Source organism: Kitasatospora sp. NPDC056446, assembly GCF_042796115.1.
GTDB lineage: Bacteria > Actinomycetota > Actinomycetes > Streptomycetales > Streptomycetaceae > Kitasatospora.
Window position 1 is genome coordinate 164800 of sequence record NZ_JBHTRF010000006.1, and the last position, 19850, is coordinate 184649.

Below are 19850 nucleotides of genomic sequence, written 5' to 3' on the forward strand. Positions count from 1 at the left end.
CGCGCCGGCCCGGGCCGCGGGGAGGGGAACGTCGCATGGGCACGACGGAGGACGCGGACCCGGCGGACGGAGACCGGCGTGAGCCGCGGCCCCGGTCGGCGGGCGGCGCCGGACCGGTGGACGAGCCGCGCAGCCGGGTGGAGCGGTGGTCGCGCGGGCGGTGGCGCGCGCCCGACGGCGAGCCGGGCCGCTCGTCCCGGCTCGGGGCCGTACCGCCGCCCCGGGCGGACTCCGAGGCCGCGACCCGTCGGATGCCGGGTACGGCCCCCCGCTTCGATCCCGAGGCCGCGACCCGTCGGGTGTCCGGCGGCGGTTCCCGCTTCGACCCGGACGCCGCGACCCGTCGGGTGCCCGGGGCCCGGCCGCGCTTCGACCCGAAGGCGCCGACGAAGGTCCGGCGGGTCCGCCCGGGGCGGTTCGACCCGGACGCGGCGACCGAGGTCGTCCGGCCGGTGGCCGGCGGGGAGGCAGCCCCGTCGTGGCAGGACGGCGTCGGTCCCGGGCCGACACCGGGCAGCCCCGGCCCCGGTTCTGGCTTCGGCCCCGGCCTCAACGGCGGCCCGGGCCTGAACGGAGGCGCGTACGGCGCCCGGGGCGTCGGGGGTGTCGGCTCCGAGGGCGTCGACCCTGCGGGGGTCGACGCCGCGGGCACCGGTGCCGACACCGCCGACGGCCCGTCCGAGGACGCCTTCCCGGACGCCCTGCGGGACCGCTTCATCCCGCTGGGCCGGGCGGGCGCGGGCTCCGAGGGCACCGTCTGGTACGTCCGGCGCACCGACGGCGCGGGCGACGCGGCCGTCAAGGTGGCCGCGGCCGGCCAGCCGATGGACCACGACCTGCTGGACCACCTGCGCAACGACGGCTTCCGCCGGCACGTCCCGCACCTGATCGACTACGGGCGGGTCCGCCACCACGGGGCGCTGGTCGACTGGGTGGCCATGGAGTACCTCCCGGTCACCCTCGCCGCGCACGTCGCCGGGCTGTGGCAGGAGGGCGGGCACGCGAACCGGCGCACCACCGAGCAGATCGTCTACGAGCTGGTCGCCCTGCTCGACTTCTGGCAGCAGCGGATCAGGCGCAACCCGCTGGACTTCAAGCCCGCCAACATCCTGGTGCGCCCCGGCAGCGGCTCCGGCGAGTTCGTGATCGCCGACTTCGGCGGCGTCGACCGGCTCACCGACAGCCGCCGGTTCACCTCCGCGATGATGGTCACCGTCGCCTACATGGCCCCCGAGCAGCTGGCCGGCAAGAACCACCCGGCCGGTCCGTGGTGGGGGCTCGGCAACGTGCTGTACGAACTGTTCGTCGGCCGCCCCCGGTTCGTCGGCGCGGACGGTGAGCGCGCGGCCGACCAGGAGCTCGAACTGGAGCTGGTCATGGGCGAGGAGGTGGACCTCGGCGCGGTCCGTGACCCACGCCAACTCCTCCTGCTCCAGGGCCTGTTCACCAAGATGCCGGAGGACCGCTGGACGGCGCCGCAGGTCCGTGGCTGGCTGGCCGGAGGCAGTCCCGAGGTGGTCCGCCGCCGACCCCAGGCGCAGGCCCGCGCCCACCGGCCGGTCACCTTCCTCGGCAACCCCTTCACCGACCCGGCGCGGCTCACCGAGGCACTGCTCAAGAACTCCGGTGCCGCGGCGCGCTGGCTCTCCACCGGGGGAGCGGAACGGCTGCGGGACTGGCTGCGCGACGAGGTCGAGGACACCGTCTTCGACCTGCACTACCTCACCGACGTGGCCCGGGCGCCCGGCTCCCGGCGCGAGTCGGTGGCGGCCGTCGCCGTGCTCGCGCTCGGCGCCGCCTTCGCCCCGTCCGCGACCCCGCACTACCGCGACCGCGCGGTCGACACCACCGGGCTGGAACGCGTCGTCAGCGAATCGGACGGCGCCGAGTTCATCGACGAACTGGTCCGGGGCGGGGCGCCCGCCGTCGTCGCCCGCTACGACTGCTTCCACCCCGAATGCGCCGGCGAGCACTGCTCGCGACTGCTCGCGCTGGCCGCACTGCCGGAGGTGCTCACCGAGGTGGACCGGCTGGCGCGCACCGTCGGCGGCGGCCGGCGCGGCGGCAACGGGCTCAGCCCGGAGGAACGGGAGGAGGCGCACCGGCAGGCGGTGTGGCTGAGCATCCGGCCCGAGGAACGCCTACGGCTGCTGGGCCGGCTCTCGCCGCTGCCCGCCGCGCTGCACCGGCTGCCGCTGCCCGAACGGGTGTCGGAACTGGCCGCGGTGGTCGCGGCGACGGTGGTCGACGGCGCGCTCGCGACCGGCGCGGGCGCCCGCACGGCCGTGCGGGCGGCGGCCCGGCGACCGGCACCCGACCCGGCGGCGGCCACCCCCCGGGACGTGGTGCGGCGCCGCTGGTCGGCGCTGCGGCGCCAGGCGGTGGCGGCCGACCCGGCGCAGGTGGCCGGGCGGGCGGCCCTGGTCGCGGCCGAGGCCCTGCGGCGGCGGGGCCGGGGACGGCCCGAACGCCCCGAACCGGAGCCCGGCGTACGGCAGGAGGGGCGGCTGACCAGGCTGTGGCGCAACCGGCGCCGTCGGCCGCCGGTCGACTGGCGCGCCCGGCTGGAGGCCTGGTGGCCGCACGCCCGCACCGCGCTGCCGCGCCGGGCCGGGGCCGTCCTGCTGCTGCTCCTCGGCTTCGGGCTGCTGCTCTGGGCGGGTGCGGTGATCCGCTACCCGGTCGAGGCCGGCGAGAAGCTGGGCATCGCGCCCGGCGGCGCCTTCGGCGGACCGCTCCGTACGGCGGGCGACCACGCGGCCCGGCAGGTGGTCGGCCAACTCGGCGCGGCCTTCGCCGCCGCCGCCGTCCTCGCGTTCTTCCCGGCCCGGGTCGGCCTCGGCACGGCGCTGCTGACCGGCGCCGGGGCCTTCACGATCGGCTACCTGCGGCTCGGGCCGCCGATGACGGCGCTGGAGGCGCCGCAGCCGGTGGCCGACCGGGTGGTCGTGTTCGAGGGCGGGATGGGCAGCTGGGCCGGGATCGCGGCGGTGGTGGCGATCGTGGCGTCGCTCGCACTGATCGAACGGGCGGCGGGGCGGCTGCTGAAGCCCGCCCACGACGCGCGTCGGCGGGTCCGGGAGGCCTGGCGGCGGCTGGACGAGCGGAGCGCGGCCCGCTCCGGAACCCGACGGCCGCGCGGCGCGCCCACCGGGACGGCCGCCGGGCGGTGGCGTGCGGGCGGGCCGGGTGTGCGCGACCGGCTGCGGTTCGCGCTCGGGACCACGGCGGTACTGGTCCTGCTGCTGTGGGCGGCGGTCGAGGTGCGGCTCGCGGTCACCGGGGTGCACGGGACGCCGGCCTCCTGGGGCGCGGGCGAGACGGGGGCGGCCTACCAGGCCGGGTTCGTCGTCCTGCTGGCGGTGGTGTCACTGGCCAGCACCCTGGGCACGCCGGTCACCGCCCGGGCCCTCTTCGTGCTCTGGATCCCGGCCACCCTGTTCCTGGGCGCCTGGCCCAAGCCGCTGGGCCCGGTCGAGGCACTCCGGATCCCGGTATTCGAGGGCGCGTTCCGCGCCGTCGCCGGGCTCTGGGGACACGGCGCCTTCTGGGCCGCCCTGCTGCTGGCCCTGCCACTGGCGGCCTACGGCATCCTGCGGACCGTCCGGCTGCGGGCGGGGGCGAACGGGCCACAGCGGACAGCGAACCGCTGACGGAAGTCGGCCGACAGCCGACAGCGAACAGATGACAGCAAACAGATGACAGATGACAGCTGACAGATTTCGAAATCTGTCAGCTGTCATCTGTTCGCCGCAACCCGCCGGCCGTCACCTGCCGGCGGTCGGCCGGGACGTGCCGTCCGCTCAGCCGACCAGCCGGGAGAGCTCGATCGAGTGCCCGGTCCGCTCCACCTTCGCCCGCAGGTACCGGACGTTGCTCGCCGACAGGTGGACGCCGGTCGGTACCCGGTGCCGCACGGTGATCCCGAGTCCGGCCAGCTGCGCCGCCTTGTCCGGGTTGTTGCTCAGCAGGTCGATGCCCGTGTGGCCGAGCGCGGCGAGCATCTGGGCGGCGGCGGTGTAGTCGCGGCCGTCCTCGGGCAGGCCGAGCGCCGTGTTGGCGTCGTACGTGTCCAGCCCGGAGTCCTGGAGGGCGTACGCGTCGAGCTTGTTGTAGAGCCCGATGCCCCGGCCCTCCTGGCGCAGGTAGAGCAGGTACCCGCCGGTCTCGCTGATCCGCTCGACCGACTCGCGCAGCTGCGGGCCGCAGTCGCAGCGGTCCGAGCCGAAGACGTCGCCCGTCAGGCACTCGGAGTGCAGCCGCACCAGCGGCGTTCCGCCCTCGGGGACCTCGCCGAGGGCGAGTGCCAGGTGTTCGGCGCCGTCGCTGAGGCCGTGGAAGGTGAAGACCTCGGCGTCGGCGTGGTAGCCGTCGGGGAAGGTCAGTGGGATGCGCACATGCGAGCGCACCGTGGCGGAGGCGGGTTGAGGCATGGGCGGGCCTTCGTCGATCGGAGGTGGACCGGGTTTGATCAGGGTCCGGGTGGACGGATGTCGACCGTACTCGGTTGTTCCAATTTGAACAACTGGCGGCCGGCATCCCCCGTGATCACGGACGCGCACAACACCCCGTCCGCCCCCGGTGTTCCCATCCGGCGTTCCAGCATGTGGAAGGGAGGCGGTCCGCGGTGTCGACACTGCGAGACTTCGTCCCGTTTCCTGGGCACGGGAACGCCCCGCGCACGACCACCGACGACCACGGAAGGTCCTGATCAGATGCCCACGAGCCGCGCCAACGCGACCCCCGACACCGCGACCCAGCCCCGCTTCGACGCCGAACAGCGCGCGATCGAAGCCCTCTACGCGGACGTGGTCCGCCGCAACAAGGGCGAGACGGAGTTCCACCAGGCCGTCCACGAGGTGCTGGAGACCCTCGCCCCGGTCCTCGCCCACCGCCCCGAACTCCTCGACGCCCGGATCATCGAGCGGATCTGCGAGCCCGAGCGCCAGCTGATGTTCCGGGTGCCGTGGACGGACGACTCCGGCGACATCCACGTCAACCGGGGCTTCCGAGTGGAGTTCAGCAGCGCCCTCGGCCCGTACAAGGGCGGACTGCGCTTCCACCCCTCGGTGAACCTCGGCATCGTCAAGTTCCTCGGCTTCGAGCAGATATTCAAGAACGCGCTCACCGGACTGTCGATCGGCGGCGGCAAGGGCGGCTCCGACTTCGACCCCAAGGGCCGCTCGGACGCCGAGATCATGCGGTTCTGCCAGTCCTTCATGACCGAGCTGCACCGCCACCTCGGCGAACACACCGACGTGCCGGCCGGGGACATCGGCGTCGGCGGCCGTGAGATCGGCTACCTCTTCGGCCAGTACAAGCGGATCACCAACCGCTACGAGAGCGGCGTGCTGACCGGCAAGGGCCTCGGCTGGGGCGGGGCGCAGGTCAGGACCGAGGCCACCGGCTACGGCTGCGTGCTGTTCACCGCCGAGATGCTGCACAGCCGCGGCGACAGCCTGGACGGGCGCCGGGTGGCCGTCTCCGGCTCCGGCAACGTCGCGGTCTACGCGATCGAGAAGGCGCAGCAGCTCGGCGCGACGGTGCTCACCTGCTCCGACTCCACCGGCTACGTCGTGGACGAGAAGGGCATCGACCTCGCCCTGCTCAAGGAGGTCAAGGAGGTCCGGCGCGGACGCGTCTCCGACTACGCCGAACTGCGCGGCAGCCACGTCCGGTTCGTGGAGGGGCCAGGCGTGTGGAGCGTGCCCTGCGAGGTCGCGCTGCCCTGTGCCACCCAGAACGAGCTGACCGAGGCCGACGCGCTCGCCCTGGTGCGCAACGGCGTGCTCGCGGTCGCCGAGGGTGCCAACATGCCCACCACCCCGGAGGCGGTGCGGGTGTTCCAGGAGGCCGGGGTGGCCTTCGGCCCGGGCAAGGCGGCCAACGCGGGCGGCGTCGCCACCAGCGCCCTGGAGATGCAGCAGAACGCCTCGCGCGACTCCTGGACCTTCGAGCGCACCGAGGAGCGGCTGGCCGGGATCATGAAGCACATCCACGACTCGTGCTTCACCACCGCCGAGCGCTACGGCCACCCCGGCGACTACGTGGCGGGCGCCAACATCGCGGGCTTCGAGCTGGTCGCGGACGCGATGCTGGCTCAGGGCCTGGTCTGATCCGGCCCCGCCGCGCGGCCGAGTTGCCGCCCTGCCGCGCTACCGAGTTGCTGCCGCGCTGCCGCGCTGCCGCGCTGCCGCCCCGCCGGGCCGCTGATCTGCCGGGCAACTGACGTGCTGCGCCGGTCACCCGGCGATCGGTACCCGACCGGAGCGGGCACCGATTGTCGGGTGAGGCAGGGTGGGTCCTTCCTACGGTGGTGATCAGCAAGGAAGGACGGGGCTCACGTGTTGGAACACCTGAACCGGGCGATGGACCACATCGAACGGCACCTGGACGGCGAGGTCGACGCGGCCGAGCTGGCGAGGATCGCGATGTCGTCGGAGTACCACTTCCGGCGGCTGTTCTCGATGCTGGCCGGCATGCCGCTGTCGGAGTACGTCCGGCGTCGGCGACTGACCGTCGCCGGGGCCGAAGTACTCGACGGCGAAAGGACGTTGCTCGACATCGCGGTCCGGTACGGGTACACCTCGGGGGAGGCCTTCGCCCGGGCGTTCCGGGCGATGCACGGGGTCGGGCCGGGAGAGGCCCGGCGCGACGGTGCGGTGCTCGTCTCCCAGCCCCGGATGTCCTTCCGACTCGTCGTGGAGGGAAGCAGCAGCATGGAATACCGGATCGTCGAGAAGCCGGACTTCCGGATCGTCGGCAAGAAGGCCCGGGTCACCCTGATCTACCAGGGGATCAACCCGGGGATCGCCGAGTTCATCAAGGGGCTCGGCACGGAGACCGTCGAGCGGATCACCGCCCTCACGGGCAAGGACCCGCTCGGCATCGTGTCGGTGAGCGACGACTTCGCGCCGAACCGCGAGGAGGGGTCCGAACTCGACTACTGGCACGCGGTGGTGGCGCGTGAGGACGCCGTCGTCCCGGAGGACCTGGACGTCCTCGACGTCCCGGCCGGGACGTGGGCGGTGTTCACCAACAGCGGGCCGTTCCCGCAGGCGTTGCAGGAGATGTGGGGTGACGTGGCCGCCCAGTGGTTCCCGTCCAACCCGTACGAGGCCCGGGTGGGGCCGGAGATCCTTCAGGTCCGCTTCGTCCCGGGGACCGGCGATGCCGAGGCCGAGCTCTGGATCCCGGTGGCGCGGGCGGTGCGGAGCTGAGGGCCGGCAACCGACAGCGGACGGCTGACAGAAAACAGCTGACAGAAAACAGCTAACAGAAAACAGATGACAGCTGACAGATTTCGAAATCTGTCAGCTGTCATCTGTTCTTTGTCCCCCCACCCCCGTTCGGCCCACCAGCGCCCGCCCCCGGTCCTCCCCGCCCCGCATGCTGGGGGCGGGGAGGACCGGGGCCGAGGGCCGAAGGCCGCTACCCGAGGAGCGTCCGCCGCCGTCGGCACCGCCGTCGCACCGCCACCGCCACCGCCAGGATCGCCCGTGCCCTCGGCCTGAACGTGCAACGAGCTGGAGAGCAGACGCCATGAAGCAGACCTCCGTGACCACCGACGCCCCCTGCTGGGTCGAGCTGGGCACCTCCGATCCGGCCGCCGCCCGGGCGTTCTACCGCGAGCTGTTCGGCTGGCAGGAGGACGACGGCGCGCGCCCCGAGGACGGCGACTACACCCAGATGCTCATGGACGGCGTCCCGGCCGCCGCGATCACCCCGCGCTACGCGCCGCAGCAGCCGACGGCCTGGACGGTCTGCTTCGCGGTCGCCGACGCCGATGCCACCGCGGCGAGGATCAAGGAGGCCGGCGGTGTCCTCCTGAAGGAGCCCACCGACGTGCTCGACCACGGCCGCTTCGCGGTGGCCGCCGACGGCTCCCGCGCGGTCTTCATCCTCTGGCAGGCCTGGGCGTTCAGAGGTGCCGGGGTGTTCAACGAGCCCGGCTCGCTCGGCTGGGTGGAACTGCTCACCCGCGATCCGGGCGGCGCGACCGACTTCTACCCGGCGGTCTTCGGCTGGTCCGTCGCCCCGTCCGAGCACTACACCCAGTGGGGCCTGGCCGGCCGGGACTTCGGCGGCATGCTGGTGATGGACGACGCCTTCCCGCCGCAGGTGCCGCCGCACTGGCTGCCGTACTTCGCGGTCGCCGACGCCGACCTCGCCGCCGACCGGGCGGTGGCCCTGGGCGCGGACGTGCTGATGCCCGCCGGCGGCGTGCCCGGCGGTCGGCGGATCGCCGTGCTGCGCGACCCCCAGGGCGCCCCCTTCGGCATCTACCACGCTCCCACGGAGGACTGACCCGGCCGCGGGGCGGCACCCGGCCGCCCGGCGGCAGTCACCCCCGCCGGCGCCGCGGCCCCCTCACCCCCGCCGGCGCCGCCCCGCCGCTGCGGCCACCGCGGCCGCCGCCGCCCCCGCCGTGATCAGCAGGGCCCCCAGCGGCACCACGTCGCCGACCCGGTCGTACCAGGTCAGCGTCCCGGGCGCGGTGAGCGGCAGCCGTACGGTCACCGCGCCGGTGCCGTCGGTGCCGAGCCGGGCGAGCTCCCGGCCCTGCGCGTCGAAGGCCGCCGAGACCCCGGTCAGCGAGGCCTGGACGGCGGGCCGCCCGGTCTCGGCGGCCCGGATCGCCGCCAGTGAGACGTGCTGCTCGGGCGCCCAGGTGTGCTGGAAGGTGGAGGTCGAGGACTGGTAGACCAGCACCCGGGCGCCGTCCCGCGCGGCGGTGCGCGCCATGTCGGGGAAGGCGGACTCGAAGCAGATCAGCGCCCCGACCGGCAGCGGCGCGCCCGTCCGGTCGGTGGCGGGCAGCAGGTGGAACGCGGTGCCGGGCGCCCGGTTCTCGCCCGCCGCCCGGCTGACCCCGGCGATCCAGCCGAGCACGGGCCGCAGCGGGATGTACTCGCCGAACGGCACCAGCCGGATCTTGCGGTAGCGGTCGACCACGCCCGCCGGGGAGACCAGTACCGCGTCCTTGGAGATCCGCCCGTCCGCCTTGCGCGCGTCCTCCCCGGCGATGACCTGGGCGCCGGTGGTCGCGGCGAGTCCGCGCAGCGCGTCCAGGGCGGCCGGGTCGTGGTCCAGGTCCGCCGTGGTGCTGCTCTCGCCCCACACCACCAGGTCGACGGGTTGTCCGACCAGGGCGGCGGTGGCCCGGGCACTGGCGTCGAACCGGGCCTGCGGGTCCTCCACGATGCCGGGCTGGACGAGTGCGACCGTGACGGCTCCGGCCCCGGCGGGTGCCGCGCGCAGCGCGAACAGGGCCGGGCCGGAGGCCAGCACCAGCACCGTCGCCGCGGCCGCGAGGGCGCGCGGCCGCCAGTGCACCGCGGTCAGGGCGATCAGCACCCCGGTGTTCACCGCCACCACCGCCGCGCTGACCAGCCAGATCCCGCCCGTCGAGGCCAGCCCGAGGATCGCCGGGTGCTGCCACTGGGTGGCACCGAGCAGGGCCCACGGCCCACCGAGCGCGGGCCAGGAGCGCGCGTACTCGGCGGACACCCAGACCGCCGGGACGAGCACCAGTGCGAGCAGCGCCCGACGGGTGGTCAGCGGCGGCCCCAGCAGCCGGTGCACGGTGTACCCGACGGCGCCCTGCAGGGCCCCGATCAGCACGGCGAGCACCGGCAGTCCCGGTCCGATGGACGGCACCAGCCAGTACATCGCGGCGAGGATGAACCCGGCCCCGAACCACCACCCGCGCACCGCCGCCTCGCGCCCGCCGGGTGCCCGCTGCATCAGCAGCAGCCCGGGGACGAGCGCGATCCACGCCAGCCAGGCCTGGCCGGGCGCGGGGAACGCGAGCACGGGTACCGCCCCGGCCGCCAGTGCTCCGAGCTGCGCCCGGTAGCGGTGCGGCGCACGCGGCTCCCGTTCCTCGGTGGGGGTCGTGCTCAGGGCTGGGCTGGCGGGAGCGATGCGGCGCGACATGACCCGTATTGTCCGCTTGGACGGCGTGGGCCACCAGTGTGCCCGTCACCCGGATGGGCGACGGGCACCGGCGGGCGCACCAACGGCACGGCGGAGCCCCTCCTCTCGAACGGACGTCCGAACGAACGTCCGAGGGGACGTCCTAGGGGAGGGGCCGGGCGGCGGGCCTCAGCCCTCCTCGCCCTCCAGGTCCCCCTCGGTCTCCAGGAACGCGGCCTGGAGCTGCGCGATCAGCTCCGGGTCCGGCTTCTCCCAGAGGCCGCGGCTCGCCGCCTCCAGCAGGCGCTCGCTGATCCCGTGCAGCGCCCACGGGTTGGCGCCCGCGAGGAACTCCCGGTTGACCGGGTCGAGCACGTACTCCTGGGTCAGCTTCTCGTACATCCAGTCCGCGACGACGCCCGTCGTGGCGTCGTAGCCGAACAGGTAGTCGACCGTGGCGGCCATCTCGAAGGCGCCCTTGTAGCCGTGGCGGCGCATCGCCTCGATCCAGCGCGGGTTCACCACGCGGGCGCGGAAGACGCGGGCCGCCTCCTCGGTCAGGGTGCGGGTGCGGACCGTCTCGGGGCGGGTGGAGTCGCCGATGTAGGCGGTCGGCGCCTTGCCGGTGAGGGCGCGGACGGTGGCCACCATGCCGCCGTGGTACTGGAAGTAGTCGTCCGAGTCGGCGATGTCGTGCTCGCGGGTGTCGGTGTTCTTCGCGGCGACGGTGATCCGCTTGTACGCGGTCTCCATCTCCTCGCGGGCGGGCCGGCCGTCCAGCCCCCGCCCGTACGCGTAGCCGCCCCAGACCGTGTACACCTCGGCGAGGTCGGCGTCGGTGCGCCAGTCCCGGCTGTCGATGAGCTGGAGCAGTCCGGCCCCGTACGTGCCCGGGCGGGAGCCGAAGACGCGGACGGTGGCCTTGCGCTCGTCGCCGTGGACCGCGAGGTCGGCCTGGACGTGGGCCCGGACGAAGTTCTGCTCGTCGGCCTCCTCCTGGGCGGCGGCCAGGCGCACCGCGTCGTCCAGCAGGGCGACCACGTGCGGGAAGGCGTCCCGGAAGAAGCCGGAGATGCGCAGCGTCACGTCGATGCGCGGGCGGCCCAGTTCGGCCAGCGGGATCGGCTCCAGGCCGGTGACCCGGCGGGAGGCGTCGTCCCAGACCGGGCGGACGCCGAGCAGGGCGAAGGCCTCGGCGATGTCGTCGCCGGCGGTGCGCATGGCGCTGGTGCCCCAGAGCGAGAGCCCGACCGAGGGCGGGTAGGCGCCGTCGTTGTCGGCGGTGTACCGCTCGACCAGCGAGGCGGCCAGGGCCTGGCCGGTCTCCCAGGCGAGCTTGCTGGGGACGGCCTTCGGGTCGACCGAGTAGAAGTTGCGGCCGGTCGGCAGCACGTTGACCAGGCCGCGCAGCGGCGAGCCGGACGGGCCGGCCGGGACGAAGCCGCCCCGCAGCGCGTGCAGCACCGCGTCCAGCTCGTCGGTGGTCGCGGCCAGGCGCGGCACCACCTGGGAGGCGGCGAAGTCCAGCACCTGGCGGACGGCCTCCCGGACGGTCTCCGGCAGGTCGGCGGTGACCTTCTCGACCGCCTCGGGCGCCCAGTCCTCCGCCTCCATCGCCTCGACCAGGGCGCGGGCCCGGGCCTCGGCCGCGTCGGTGGCACCGAGGGTCAGCGCCGCCTCGTCCAGCCCGAGCGCCTCGCGCAGGCCCGGCAGCGCGCTGACGCCGCCCCAGATCTGCCGGGCGCGCAGGATGGCGAGCACGATGTTGACCCGGTCGACGCCGGCCGGCGCCTGGCCGAGGACGTGCAGGCCGTCGCGGATCTGGGCGTCCTTGATCTCGCAGAGCCAGCCGTCGACGTGCAGCAGGAAGTCGTCGAAGCCGTCGTCCTCGGGGCGCTCGTCCAGGCCGAGGTCGTGGTCGAGCTTGGCGGCCTGGATGAGGGTCCAGATCTGGGCGCGGATCGCGGGCAGCTTGGCCGGGTCCATGGCGGCGATGTTGGAGTGCTCGTCCAGCAGCTGCTCCAGGCGCGCGATGTCGCCGTAGGAGTCGGCGCGGGCCATCGGCGGGACGAGGTGGTCGACCAGGGTGGCGTGGGCGCGGCGCTTGGCCTGGGTGCCCTCGCCCGGGTCGTTGACCAGGAAGGGGTAGACCAGCGGCAGGTTGCCGAGGACGGCGTCCGGGCCGCACTCGGCGGACAGGGCGGCGGTCTTGCCGGGCAGCCACTCCAGGTTGCCGTGCTTGCCGAGGTGGATCACGGCGTGGGCGCCGAAGCCGCCGTCCTCCCGCGCGGCCTCGATCCAGCGGTAGGCGGCCAGGTAGTGGTGGCTCGGCGGCAGGTCGGGGTCGTGGTAGATGGCGACCGGGTTCTCGCCGAAGCCGCGCGGCGGCTGGATCAGGACCAGCAGGTTGCCGGAGCGGATCGCGGCCAGCACGATGTCGCCGTCCGGGTTCTGCGAACGGTCGACGTACAGCTCGCCGGGGGCCGGGCCCCAGTGCGCCTCGACCTGCTCGCGCAGGCCGGCGGGGAGAGTGGCGTACCAGCGGCGGTAGTCGGCGGCGGGGATGCGCACCGGGTTGCGGGCGAGCTGGTCCTCGGTCAGCCAGTCCTGGTCGTAGCCGCCGGCCGCGATCAGGGCGTGGATGAGGGCGTCGCCCTCGTGGCCGTTCGTGGGGTCGCCGTCCTCGTCGTGGAAGGCGGGCAGGTCGTTCCCGAGGTCCATACCCTCCTCGCGCAGCCGGTCCAGCAGGCGGACGGCGCTGGCCGGGGTGTCCAGGCCCACGGCGTTGCCGACCCGGGCGTGCTTGGTCGGGTACGCGGACAGCACCAGCGCGAGGCGACGCTCGGCGGCCGGGACGTACCGCAGCCGGGCGTGGGCGACGGCGGTGCCGGCCACCCGGGCGGCCCGCTCCGGGTCGGCGGCGTAGACGGTGAGGCCGTCCTCGTCCAGCTCCTTGAAGGAGAACGGGACGGTGATCAGGCGGCCGTCGAACTCCGGCACGGCGATCTGGGTGGCGGTGTCCAGCGGGGACAGGCCGTCGTCGCTGCCCTCCCACTGGGCGCGCGACCAGGTCAGGCAGAGCGCCTGGAGGATCGGACGGTCCAGCGCGGCCAGCGCGCCCGCGTCCCAGGCCTCCTCGTCGCCGCCGGCCTGCGCGTCGGCCGGGCGGGTGCCACCGGCGGCGAGCACCGTGGTGACGAGCGCGTCGGCCTCGCCCAGCGCGGCCAGCAGCTCGGGCTCGGCGCCGCGCAGCGAGGCGCAGTAGTAGGCCCTGGCCCGGGCGCCCTGGTCCTCGATCGCCCGGCAGAGGGTCTCGACGAAGCCGGTGTTGCCGCTCATGTGGTGGGCTCGGTAGTAGAGCACCGCGACGGTCGGGCGGTCGGTGCCGTCCTCCCCGTCGCGGGCCTCGCGCTCCAGCGGACCCCAGGCCGGCGCGGAGGCCGGCGGGGCGAAGCCGTGCCCGGTCAGCAGCACGGTGTCGGAGAGGAAGGCGCCCAGCTCGGCCAGGTTGGCCGCGCCGCCGTGGGCGAGGTAGGCGTGCGCCTCGGCGGCGATGCCGGCCGGGACGGTGGACAGCTCCATCAACTGGGCGTCCGGGGCCTGTTCGCCGGTCAGCACGATCACCGGGCGGGGGCCGGCCAGCAGCGCGTCCAGGCCCTCCTGCCAGGCACGGCGCCCGCCGAGCAGGCGGACCACGACGAGCTCGGTGCCCTCCAGCAGCGCGGGCAGGTCCTCGGGGGTGAGCCGGGCCGGGTTGCCGAGCCGGTAGCGCACCGGTCCCTCGGCGGCGCGGGCGCTGAGCAGGTCGGTGTCGGACGTCGACAGCAGCAGGATCATGCGAAGGGCCTCCCGGCCTCGTCGGTGGCCGTGGCGGCCGTGAAGTGGGCCGGGGCGGCCTGGATGCGGGCCTGGGCGGCGCAGGCGTCCGCCGTGGCGGACGTGGCAGACGTGGCTGCGACCGGTGCGGCCGTGACCGCGGCCGGGGAGGCCGTGTCGACGGCCGGTGACGCGTGCGCGGGCATGCGACAGCGCTGGTGCATTTCTGCCTTCCTCGGGGTCCGCGCCCCGGGCCGGTGGAGGACGGCAGGAGTTCCTGGCTCCCGCGGCCGACCGGCTTCCCGGTGAACCGCGGTCACAGTGGCGGGACCGCACCGGGCTTGCACCGGTTTCCTCCCCTGCGCCGTCGCTGGCGTGTGGACGGTCCGCCGGGACCGCCCGCCCAGCATCGTACGGGGTACGGCTGACCTGGGGGAGAGTGAGCTTTCGGCCGCGTACCCGGGGCCGCCCGCGGGCACGGGTCCGGCGGCCCGTGCGCGCGGCCCGTGGGTGGTGGGCGTGAGCGGTGGGCGTGGGCGGGGCCCGTGGGCGTGGGCGGGGGTGGCGGGGGGTGTCGGCCGGGGTGTGCCGGGGGGCGCCGGCCTGCGGTGGGGTGTGATGCAGCGGACGGCGGCAACCGATCGGATCATCTGTATGCTCGCCGCCATGCCACCGACACCCGACGCCACCGCGCCGGGCGCCGCCGTGCCCGACCGGGAGGTGCCCGACCGGGGGCGTGCGGACGCCTGCCCCGGGGCACTGCGCCTGCACCCTGCCGACGACGGCTCCCTGGCCCGGATCCGCCTCCCCGGCGGACTGCTGACGGGCCGTCAGGCGCTCGCGCTGGCCGAGGCCGCCGAGGCCCTGGGCGACGGGGAGCTGGAGACCACCTCACGCGGCAACGTCCAACTGCGGGGCCTGGATCCGCACTGCGCGGCGGACCTCGCCGGACGGCTGCGCGCCGTCGGACTGCTGCCCTCGGACACCCATGAGCGGGTCCGCAACATCGTGGCCTCGCCGCTGGCGGGGCTGGACACCACCGCCTCCGCCTCCGCCAACGCCACCGCCAACGCCTCCGCCAACGCCGATGTGCAGGCCTGGGTACGGGAACTGGACGCGCGGCTGTGCGCGAGCGACTGGGCGGCCGGGCTCTCCGGCAAGTTCCTGTTCGCGCTGGACGACGGGCGGGGCGACGTCGCCGCGCTCGACGCCGATGTGACATTGATCGCAGGCTCGGGGGACGCCGCTCCCGGCGGCATCGCCTCTTCCGGCACCGACGCCCCGGGCCGCCAGACTGTGCTGAGGCTAGGGCGGTCGGACCACGGACACCCGGTCGAGGCCGGGCAGGAGGTGACGGCCGTGCTGGACGCGGCCCGCGCCTTCCTGGACGCGCTGCGGACGAGCGGGCGCAAGGCCTGGCACCTGCGCGAGGTCCCCGACCTGCTGCCCGCCGGCTCGGTGCCGCTGCCCGCCTTCGCCGGTGCCGCGCCCGCCGTCGGCGCGCATCCCGGCGGGCTCTCGGTGGGCCTGCGCTTCGGCCGGGCGAGCGCCGCGCAGTGGCGGGTACTGGTCGCCGTCGCGACCGGCTCGTCCGCGATGACCGGTTCGCCTGGGATGACCGGTGCGCCCGCCGCGAGTGGTTCGCCGGCGACCGGCGGCCCGTCGGGTGAGCTGCGGCTGACGCCCTGGCGCGGCGTGGTGCTGCCCGGCGCTCCGGCGGACCGGCTGGCCGCGCTCGCCGAGGCCGGGTTCCGTACCGAGCCCGGGTCGTCCTGGGAACGCGCCACCGCCTGCACCGGGTTGCCGGGCTGCGCCAAGTCCCTCGCCGACGTCCGCTCGGACGCGGCCCGGGCCCTGGACGCCACGGTCGGCGCCACGGTCGGAGCCGCTGCCGGCGTCGCGGGCGCGCTGCCCGTGCACTGGTCGGGCTGTGAACGGCGCTGCGGCCACCCGGCCGGGCGGTGGGTGGACGTGCTCGCCACGGGGCACGGCTACCGGGTGACGGTGAACGAGCCTACGGCCGCTGCCACGGCTGCCGAGGTGACGAACGAGGAGATGGCCGAGGCTGTCGCCGAGGCCAGGAGGACCACGAAGTGATCGAGTACGAGAAGGACGGCGCGTCCATCTACCGCCAGTCCTTTGCCACCATCCGCGCGGAGGCCGATCTGGCCGCCCTTCCGGCGGACGTCTCCCAGGTCGCGGTGCGGATGATCCACGCCTGCGGGATGGTCGACCTGGTCGAGGACCTGGTGTACTCGCCCGGAGTGGTCGCCTCCGCGCGTGCCGCGCTGCGCGCCGGTGCGCCGATCCTCTGCGACGTCAACATGGTCGCGAGCGGTGTGACCCGCAAGCGGCTGCCCGCCGACAACGAGGTGGTCTGCACCCTCACCGACCCGTCGGTGCCCGACCTCGCCCGCCGGATGGGCAACACCCGCAGCGCCGCGGCCATGGAGCTGTGGCTGCCCCGGCTGGAGGGCGCGGTGGTCGCCGTCGGCAACGCGCCGACCTCGCTGTTCCGGCTGCTGGAGATGATCGAGGCGGGCGCGCCGCGTCCGGCCGCGGTGATCGGCGTCCCGGTCGGCTTCATCGGCGCCGCCGAGTCCAAGCAGGCCCTGGCCGAGCACCCGTCCGGCCTGGAGCACCTGGTGGTGCGCGGCCGGCGCGGCGGCAGCGCGATGGCCGCCGCCGCCGTCAACGCGATTGCGAGCGAAGAAGAGTGACGGAGCATCAGGAGTCCTCGGTCGGACGGCTGTACGGTGTCGGGCTCGGCCCGGGCGACCCGTCGCTGGTGACCGTGCGGGCCGCCGAACTCATCGGCAAGGCCGACGTGGTGGCGTACCACAGTGCCCGGCACGGCCGGTCCATCGCGCGCTCGATCGCCGAACGGTATCTGACGGGTGGTCAGATCGAGGAGAAGCTGGTCTACCCGCTGACCGTCGAGACCACCGACCACCCGGGCGGCTACCGGGGCGCGCTGGACGACTTCTACGAGGAGGCCTCCGCCCGGCTGGCCGCCCACCTGGACGCCGGGCGCGACGTGGTCGTCCTCGCCGAGGGGGACCCGCTCTTCTACGGCTCCTACCAGCACATGCACAAGCGGCTCGCCTACCGCTACCCGACCGAGGTGGTGCCCGGCGTGACCTCGGTCAGCGCGGCGGCGGCCCGGCTCGGACAGCCGCTGACCGAGGCCGAGGAGACGCTCACCATCATCCCGGGCACGCTGCCCGAGGAGGAGCTGACGGCGAGGATCGCATCGGCCGACTCCGCCGTGATCATGAAGCTGGGGCGCACCTTCCCGACCGTCCGCCGGGCGCTGGAGCGGGCCGGACGGCTCGACGACGCCCAGTACGTGGAACGGGCCTTCATGGCGGGCGAGCGCATCGCGCCGCTCGCGGAGGTCGACGGCGGGACGGTGCCGTACTTCTCGGTCGCCGTGCTGCCGAGCAAGGTCGCACCGCTGGAGCCCGAGGTCCGGCTGTCGGATGGGGTGGGCAGCGTGACCGTCGTCGGCACCGGGCCGGCCGGACCGCTCTGGCTCACCCCCGAGGCGCGCGGCGCACTGGCCGAGGCCACCGACCTGGTCGGCTACACCACCTACCTGGACCGGGTGCCGGAGCGCCCGGGGCAGCGGCGGCACGGCTCCGACAACAAGGTGGAGTCGGAGCGCGCCGAGTACGCCCTCGACCTGGCGCGGCGCGGGCACCGGGTCGCGGTGGTCTCCTCCGGCGACCCGGGTGTGTTCGCGATGGCCACCGCCGTGCTGGAGGTCGCCTGCGAGGAGACCTACCGGGACGTCCCGGTGCGGATCCTCCCGGGGATGACCGCCGCCCACGCGGCCGCCTCCCGGGCCGGCGCCCCGCTCGGGCACGACTACGCGGTGGTCTCGCTCTCGGACCGGCTCAAGCCCTGGGACGTGGTGGCGAAGCGGCTGCGCGCCGCCGCCGAGGCGGACCTGGTGCTGGCGCTGTACAACCCGGGCTCGAAGTCCCGGACCACCCAGGTCGGGCTCGCCCGGGACCTGCTGCTGGAGTACCGGGCGCCGGAGACCCCGGTGGTGATGGCGCGCGACGTCGGCGGGCCGACCGAGCGGGTGCGGATCGTCCGGCTCGGCGAGCTGGACCCGGCGCTGGTCGACATGCGGACGATCCTGCTGATCGGCTCCTCGCAGACCCAGGCGGTCGAGCGCGGCGCCGGCGTCGAGGTCGTCTGGACGCCTCGGCGCTACCCGGAGGAGTGACGGCGGGAGGCTGACGGCTGTCAGTCGCCCGCCGGACGGAGAACGGAAGACGTCAAACAGATGACAGCTGACAGATGATGAAATCTGTCAGCTGTCAGCTGTCAGCTGTCATCCGTTCGTCACCGGGTCGGCTTGGCGATCACCAGCTCCGTGTTGTGGTCCTCGCCCGCGCCCAGCAGCGCGGTCGGCCGCCCGTTGGGGTCGTTGTAGGACAGCTCGCGGTACAGCGCCGCGAGGTTGGCGTCCGAGGTGGCGCCGAAGTCCGTCCCGTACGGCGCGGAGGACTCGATCAGGGTGGTGAACAGCGACAGCGTGCCGTCCCCGTTGTCCACCACCTCGATGATCCGGCCGTGCTGCGGGTAGTCGATGTGCGAGGCGGTGTTGATCTCCCAGAACGCCCGCTCCGGCACCGCGTGGCCGTGCGGCGTGATCTTGTTCATGTGGGTGTGCCCGTTCACCCAGCCGACCACGTTCGGGTAGCGCTGCAGCAGCGTCACCAGCTCGTTGCCGTCGTGCCGCTTCTCGAAGATGTTCCGCGGGTCCGGCAGCAGGTTGCCCATCGAGGTGCTGGTGTGGTGGCTGAAGACCAGGACCACGTCGTCCGTGCTCCCGCCCGTCACCCGGCGCCCGTCCGCGTCGTACCAGTGCCCGCTGTGCGCCTGCAACTGCTTCTCCAGCCAGCGCAGTTGCGCGGTGCCCAGCGAACCGTCGGCGAACCCGGCCTGGTTGGTGGTGTCCAGGCTGATGCCGACCACCTTCTCCGAGATGCGGAAGGTGTAGTAGAGCTTGCCGCTGCTCGCCATGTCGGAGGTGAAGCCGTGCCCGTACGGGCCGGCGCCGGTGACCGCCGGGTCCAGGTGGGCCTTGGCGAACTCCTTGGGTGTGAACGGCTTCCGGCGCTCGTCCGGGGTGATCCGGCGGACCGCCTCGCCGCCGGCGATCAGCTTGGCGAGCAGCAGCACGGCGCCCGCCGGGTCGCGGCGCAGCGAGTCCGTCAGCTGGGCGGCCGTCGCGTCGTCGCAGCCCTCCAGCTTGTACTGGCCGGTGTAGAGGTCGTTGAGCAGTCCGAGGTCCGGCAGGGTGCCCTCGATGCTGTCGTCGTGGTTGCCGACCGTGGTGTACCAGGGCGTGCGCAGGCCCGGTGCGTCGAAGGGCCGGCCGGCGGCGGAGAGGAAGCCGGGTATCCGGGGGAAGCCCTTGGCCTTGTAGCCGTCGCTGTAGGCGAGTTCGGGGTTCCAGTAGGCCGCGTTGCCGGAGTTCTGCACGCCCTCGTACCGGCTGGGGTCGCCGGTGTTCTGGGCGAGTCTGCCGCCGCCCATGACCTTGAGGTACCAGTCGAGTTCGGCGAGTTCGTGGTTGTCGGTGTTGTCGCCGGTGGCCATCACCATGCTGAACGGCATCCCGGTGTAGGGGCCGCCGGCGAGCGAGTTGACCCGCTCGACGAGAGCGGAGACGCCACGGGCGTTCAGGGCCTCCTGCGGCCGGTACGCGCTGCCGGTGAACCGGGCCAGGTACTCGAAGCGCACCGGGGACTCGGTGTCCACCAGGTGCAGGTCGCTGAACTGGACGAAGCTGGCCAGTCCGGTCCGGCGGTCGTCCCGCCCGGTGGCCGGGGCCGCCAGCTCGCCGCGCACCACCAGCGGCCAGCCCGGTCCGGCCGTCAGCCGCTTGTAGCCGCCGGTGCCGACCGGCGTGGCCACCTGCTCCAGCGTGGTCCCGGTGATCGTGACCGCCCGGGCGGCCGTGGCCGCCAGCGCCTGGTCGCGGCCCGCGGCCGAGGCGAACTGGGCGCCGCCCAGCGACAAGGCCGACCACGCGGCGGCCACCGACGTACCGGTGAGGAACGTACGCCGACTCATCCCTGCCACAAAAACCCCCA

12 protein-coding genes and 1 riboswitch are annotated in these 19850 nt (G+C 74.4%); of the genes, 7 read left to right on the forward strand and 5 right to left on the reverse strand.

Features of this window, described 5'->3' with window-relative positions:
- The first annotated feature begins 35 nt into the window (after window positions 1-35).
- Window positions 36-3653, forward strand: coding sequence for a hypothetical protein (locus tag ACFQ6N_RS06460; RefSeq protein WP_380647315.1), 3618 nt, complete (start codon window positions 36-38; stop codon window positions 3651-3653).
- 150 nt (window positions 3654-3803) lie between these two features.
- On the opposite strand, the gene ribA is transcribed toward ACFQ6N_RS06460, so the two are convergent.
- A complete protein-coding gene (gene ribA / locus ACFQ6N_RS06465) occupies window positions 3804-4433 on the reverse strand; it encodes a GTP cyclohydrolase II (protein ID WP_380647316.1) in 630 nt (209 codons plus the stop codon).
- A gap of 282 nt (window positions 4434-4715) precedes the next feature.
- Here ribA and gdhA point away from each other — a divergent pair, with 282 nt between their 5' ends.
- The 3 genes from gdhA (at window position 4716) to ACFQ6N_RS06480 (ending at window position 8307) form a co-directional block, all read left to right on the forward strand.
- Window positions 4716-6116 (forward strand): NADP-specific glutamate dehydrogenase, encoded by a 1401-nt coding sequence (gene gdhA / locus ACFQ6N_RS06470; protein WP_380647317.1) that lies wholly within the window; start codon window positions 4716-4718, stop codon window positions 6114-6116.
- A gap of 228 nt (window positions 6117-6344) precedes the next feature.
- A complete protein-coding gene (locus tag ACFQ6N_RS06475) occupies window positions 6345-7220 on the forward strand; it encodes a GyrI-like domain-containing protein (protein WP_380647318.1) in 876 nt (291 codons plus the stop codon).
- A 322-nt stretch (window positions 7221-7542) separates the two neighbouring features.
- The gene (locus ACFQ6N_RS06480; RefSeq protein WP_380647319.1) at window positions 7543-8307 is read left to right on the forward strand and encodes a VOC family protein; all 765 of its coding nucleotides are present in this window, start codon (window positions 7543-7545) and stop codon (window positions 8305-8307) included.
- 63 nt (window positions 8308-8370) lie between these two features.
- Here the strand turns inward: ACFQ6N_RS06480 and lnt are convergent, their stop codons facing one another.
- The 3 genes from lnt to ACFQ6N_RS06495 all read right to left on the reverse strand — a co-directional run bounded on the left by lnt (window position 8371) and on the right by ACFQ6N_RS06495 (window position 13958).
- Complete coding sequence (gene lnt / locus ACFQ6N_RS06485; protein ID WP_380647322.1) at window positions 8371-9939, reverse strand: apolipoprotein N-acyltransferase; 1569 nt, start codon at window positions 9937-9939, stop codon at window positions 8371-8373.
- Window positions 9940-10107: 168 nt separating this feature from the next.
- Window positions 10108-13755, reverse strand: coding sequence for a cobaltochelatase subunit CobN (gene cobN / locus ACFQ6N_RS06490; RefSeq protein WP_380647323.1), 3648 nt, complete (start codon window positions 13753-13755; stop codon window positions 10108-10110).
- Complete coding sequence (locus tag ACFQ6N_RS06495) at window positions 13752-13958, reverse strand: hypothetical protein (protein WP_380647324.1); 207 nt, start codon at window positions 13956-13958, stop codon at window positions 13752-13754. The genes cobN and ACFQ6N_RS06495 overlap by 4 nt, the downstream gene beginning before the upstream one ends.
- A 47-nt stretch (window positions 13959-14005) precedes the next feature.
- Window positions 14006-14091: riboswitch (cobalamin riboswitch) on the reverse strand.
- A gap of 297 nt (window positions 14092-14388) precedes the next feature.
- Here ACFQ6N_RS06495 and ACFQ6N_RS06500 point away from each other — a divergent pair.
- The 3 genes from ACFQ6N_RS06500 to ACFQ6N_RS06510 are packed head-to-tail and all read left to right on the forward strand — an operon-like array spanning window position 14389 to window position 17971.
- Window positions 14389-15831, forward strand: a complete 1443-nt coding sequence (locus tag ACFQ6N_RS06500; RefSeq protein ID WP_380647325.1) for a hypothetical protein — start codon at window positions 14389-14391, stop codon at window positions 15829-15831.
- The gene (locus ACFQ6N_RS06505) at window positions 15828-16454 is read left to right on the forward strand and encodes a precorrin-8X methylmutase (RefSeq protein WP_380647326.1); all 627 of its coding nucleotides are present in this window, start codon (window positions 15828-15830) and stop codon (window positions 16452-16454) included. The genes ACFQ6N_RS06500 and ACFQ6N_RS06505 overlap by 4 nt, the downstream gene beginning before the upstream one ends.
- Window positions 16451-17971, forward strand: coding sequence for a precorrin-2 C(20)-methyltransferase (locus ACFQ6N_RS06510; RefSeq protein WP_380647327.1), 1521 nt, complete (start codon window positions 16451-16453; stop codon window positions 17969-17971). Before ACFQ6N_RS06505 ends, ACFQ6N_RS06510 begins: the two co-directional genes overlap by 4 nt.
- A gap of 119 nt (window positions 17972-18090) precedes the next feature.
- Here ACFQ6N_RS06510 and ACFQ6N_RS06515 read toward each other — a convergent pair whose 3' ends face one another.
- The gene (locus ACFQ6N_RS06515) at window positions 18091-19830 is read right to left on the reverse strand and encodes a TIGR03767 family metallophosphoesterase (RefSeq protein WP_380647328.1); all 1740 of its coding nucleotides are present in this window, start codon (window positions 19828-19830) and stop codon (window positions 18091-18093) included.
- Between the last annotated feature and the right edge of the window lie 20 nt (window positions 19831-19850).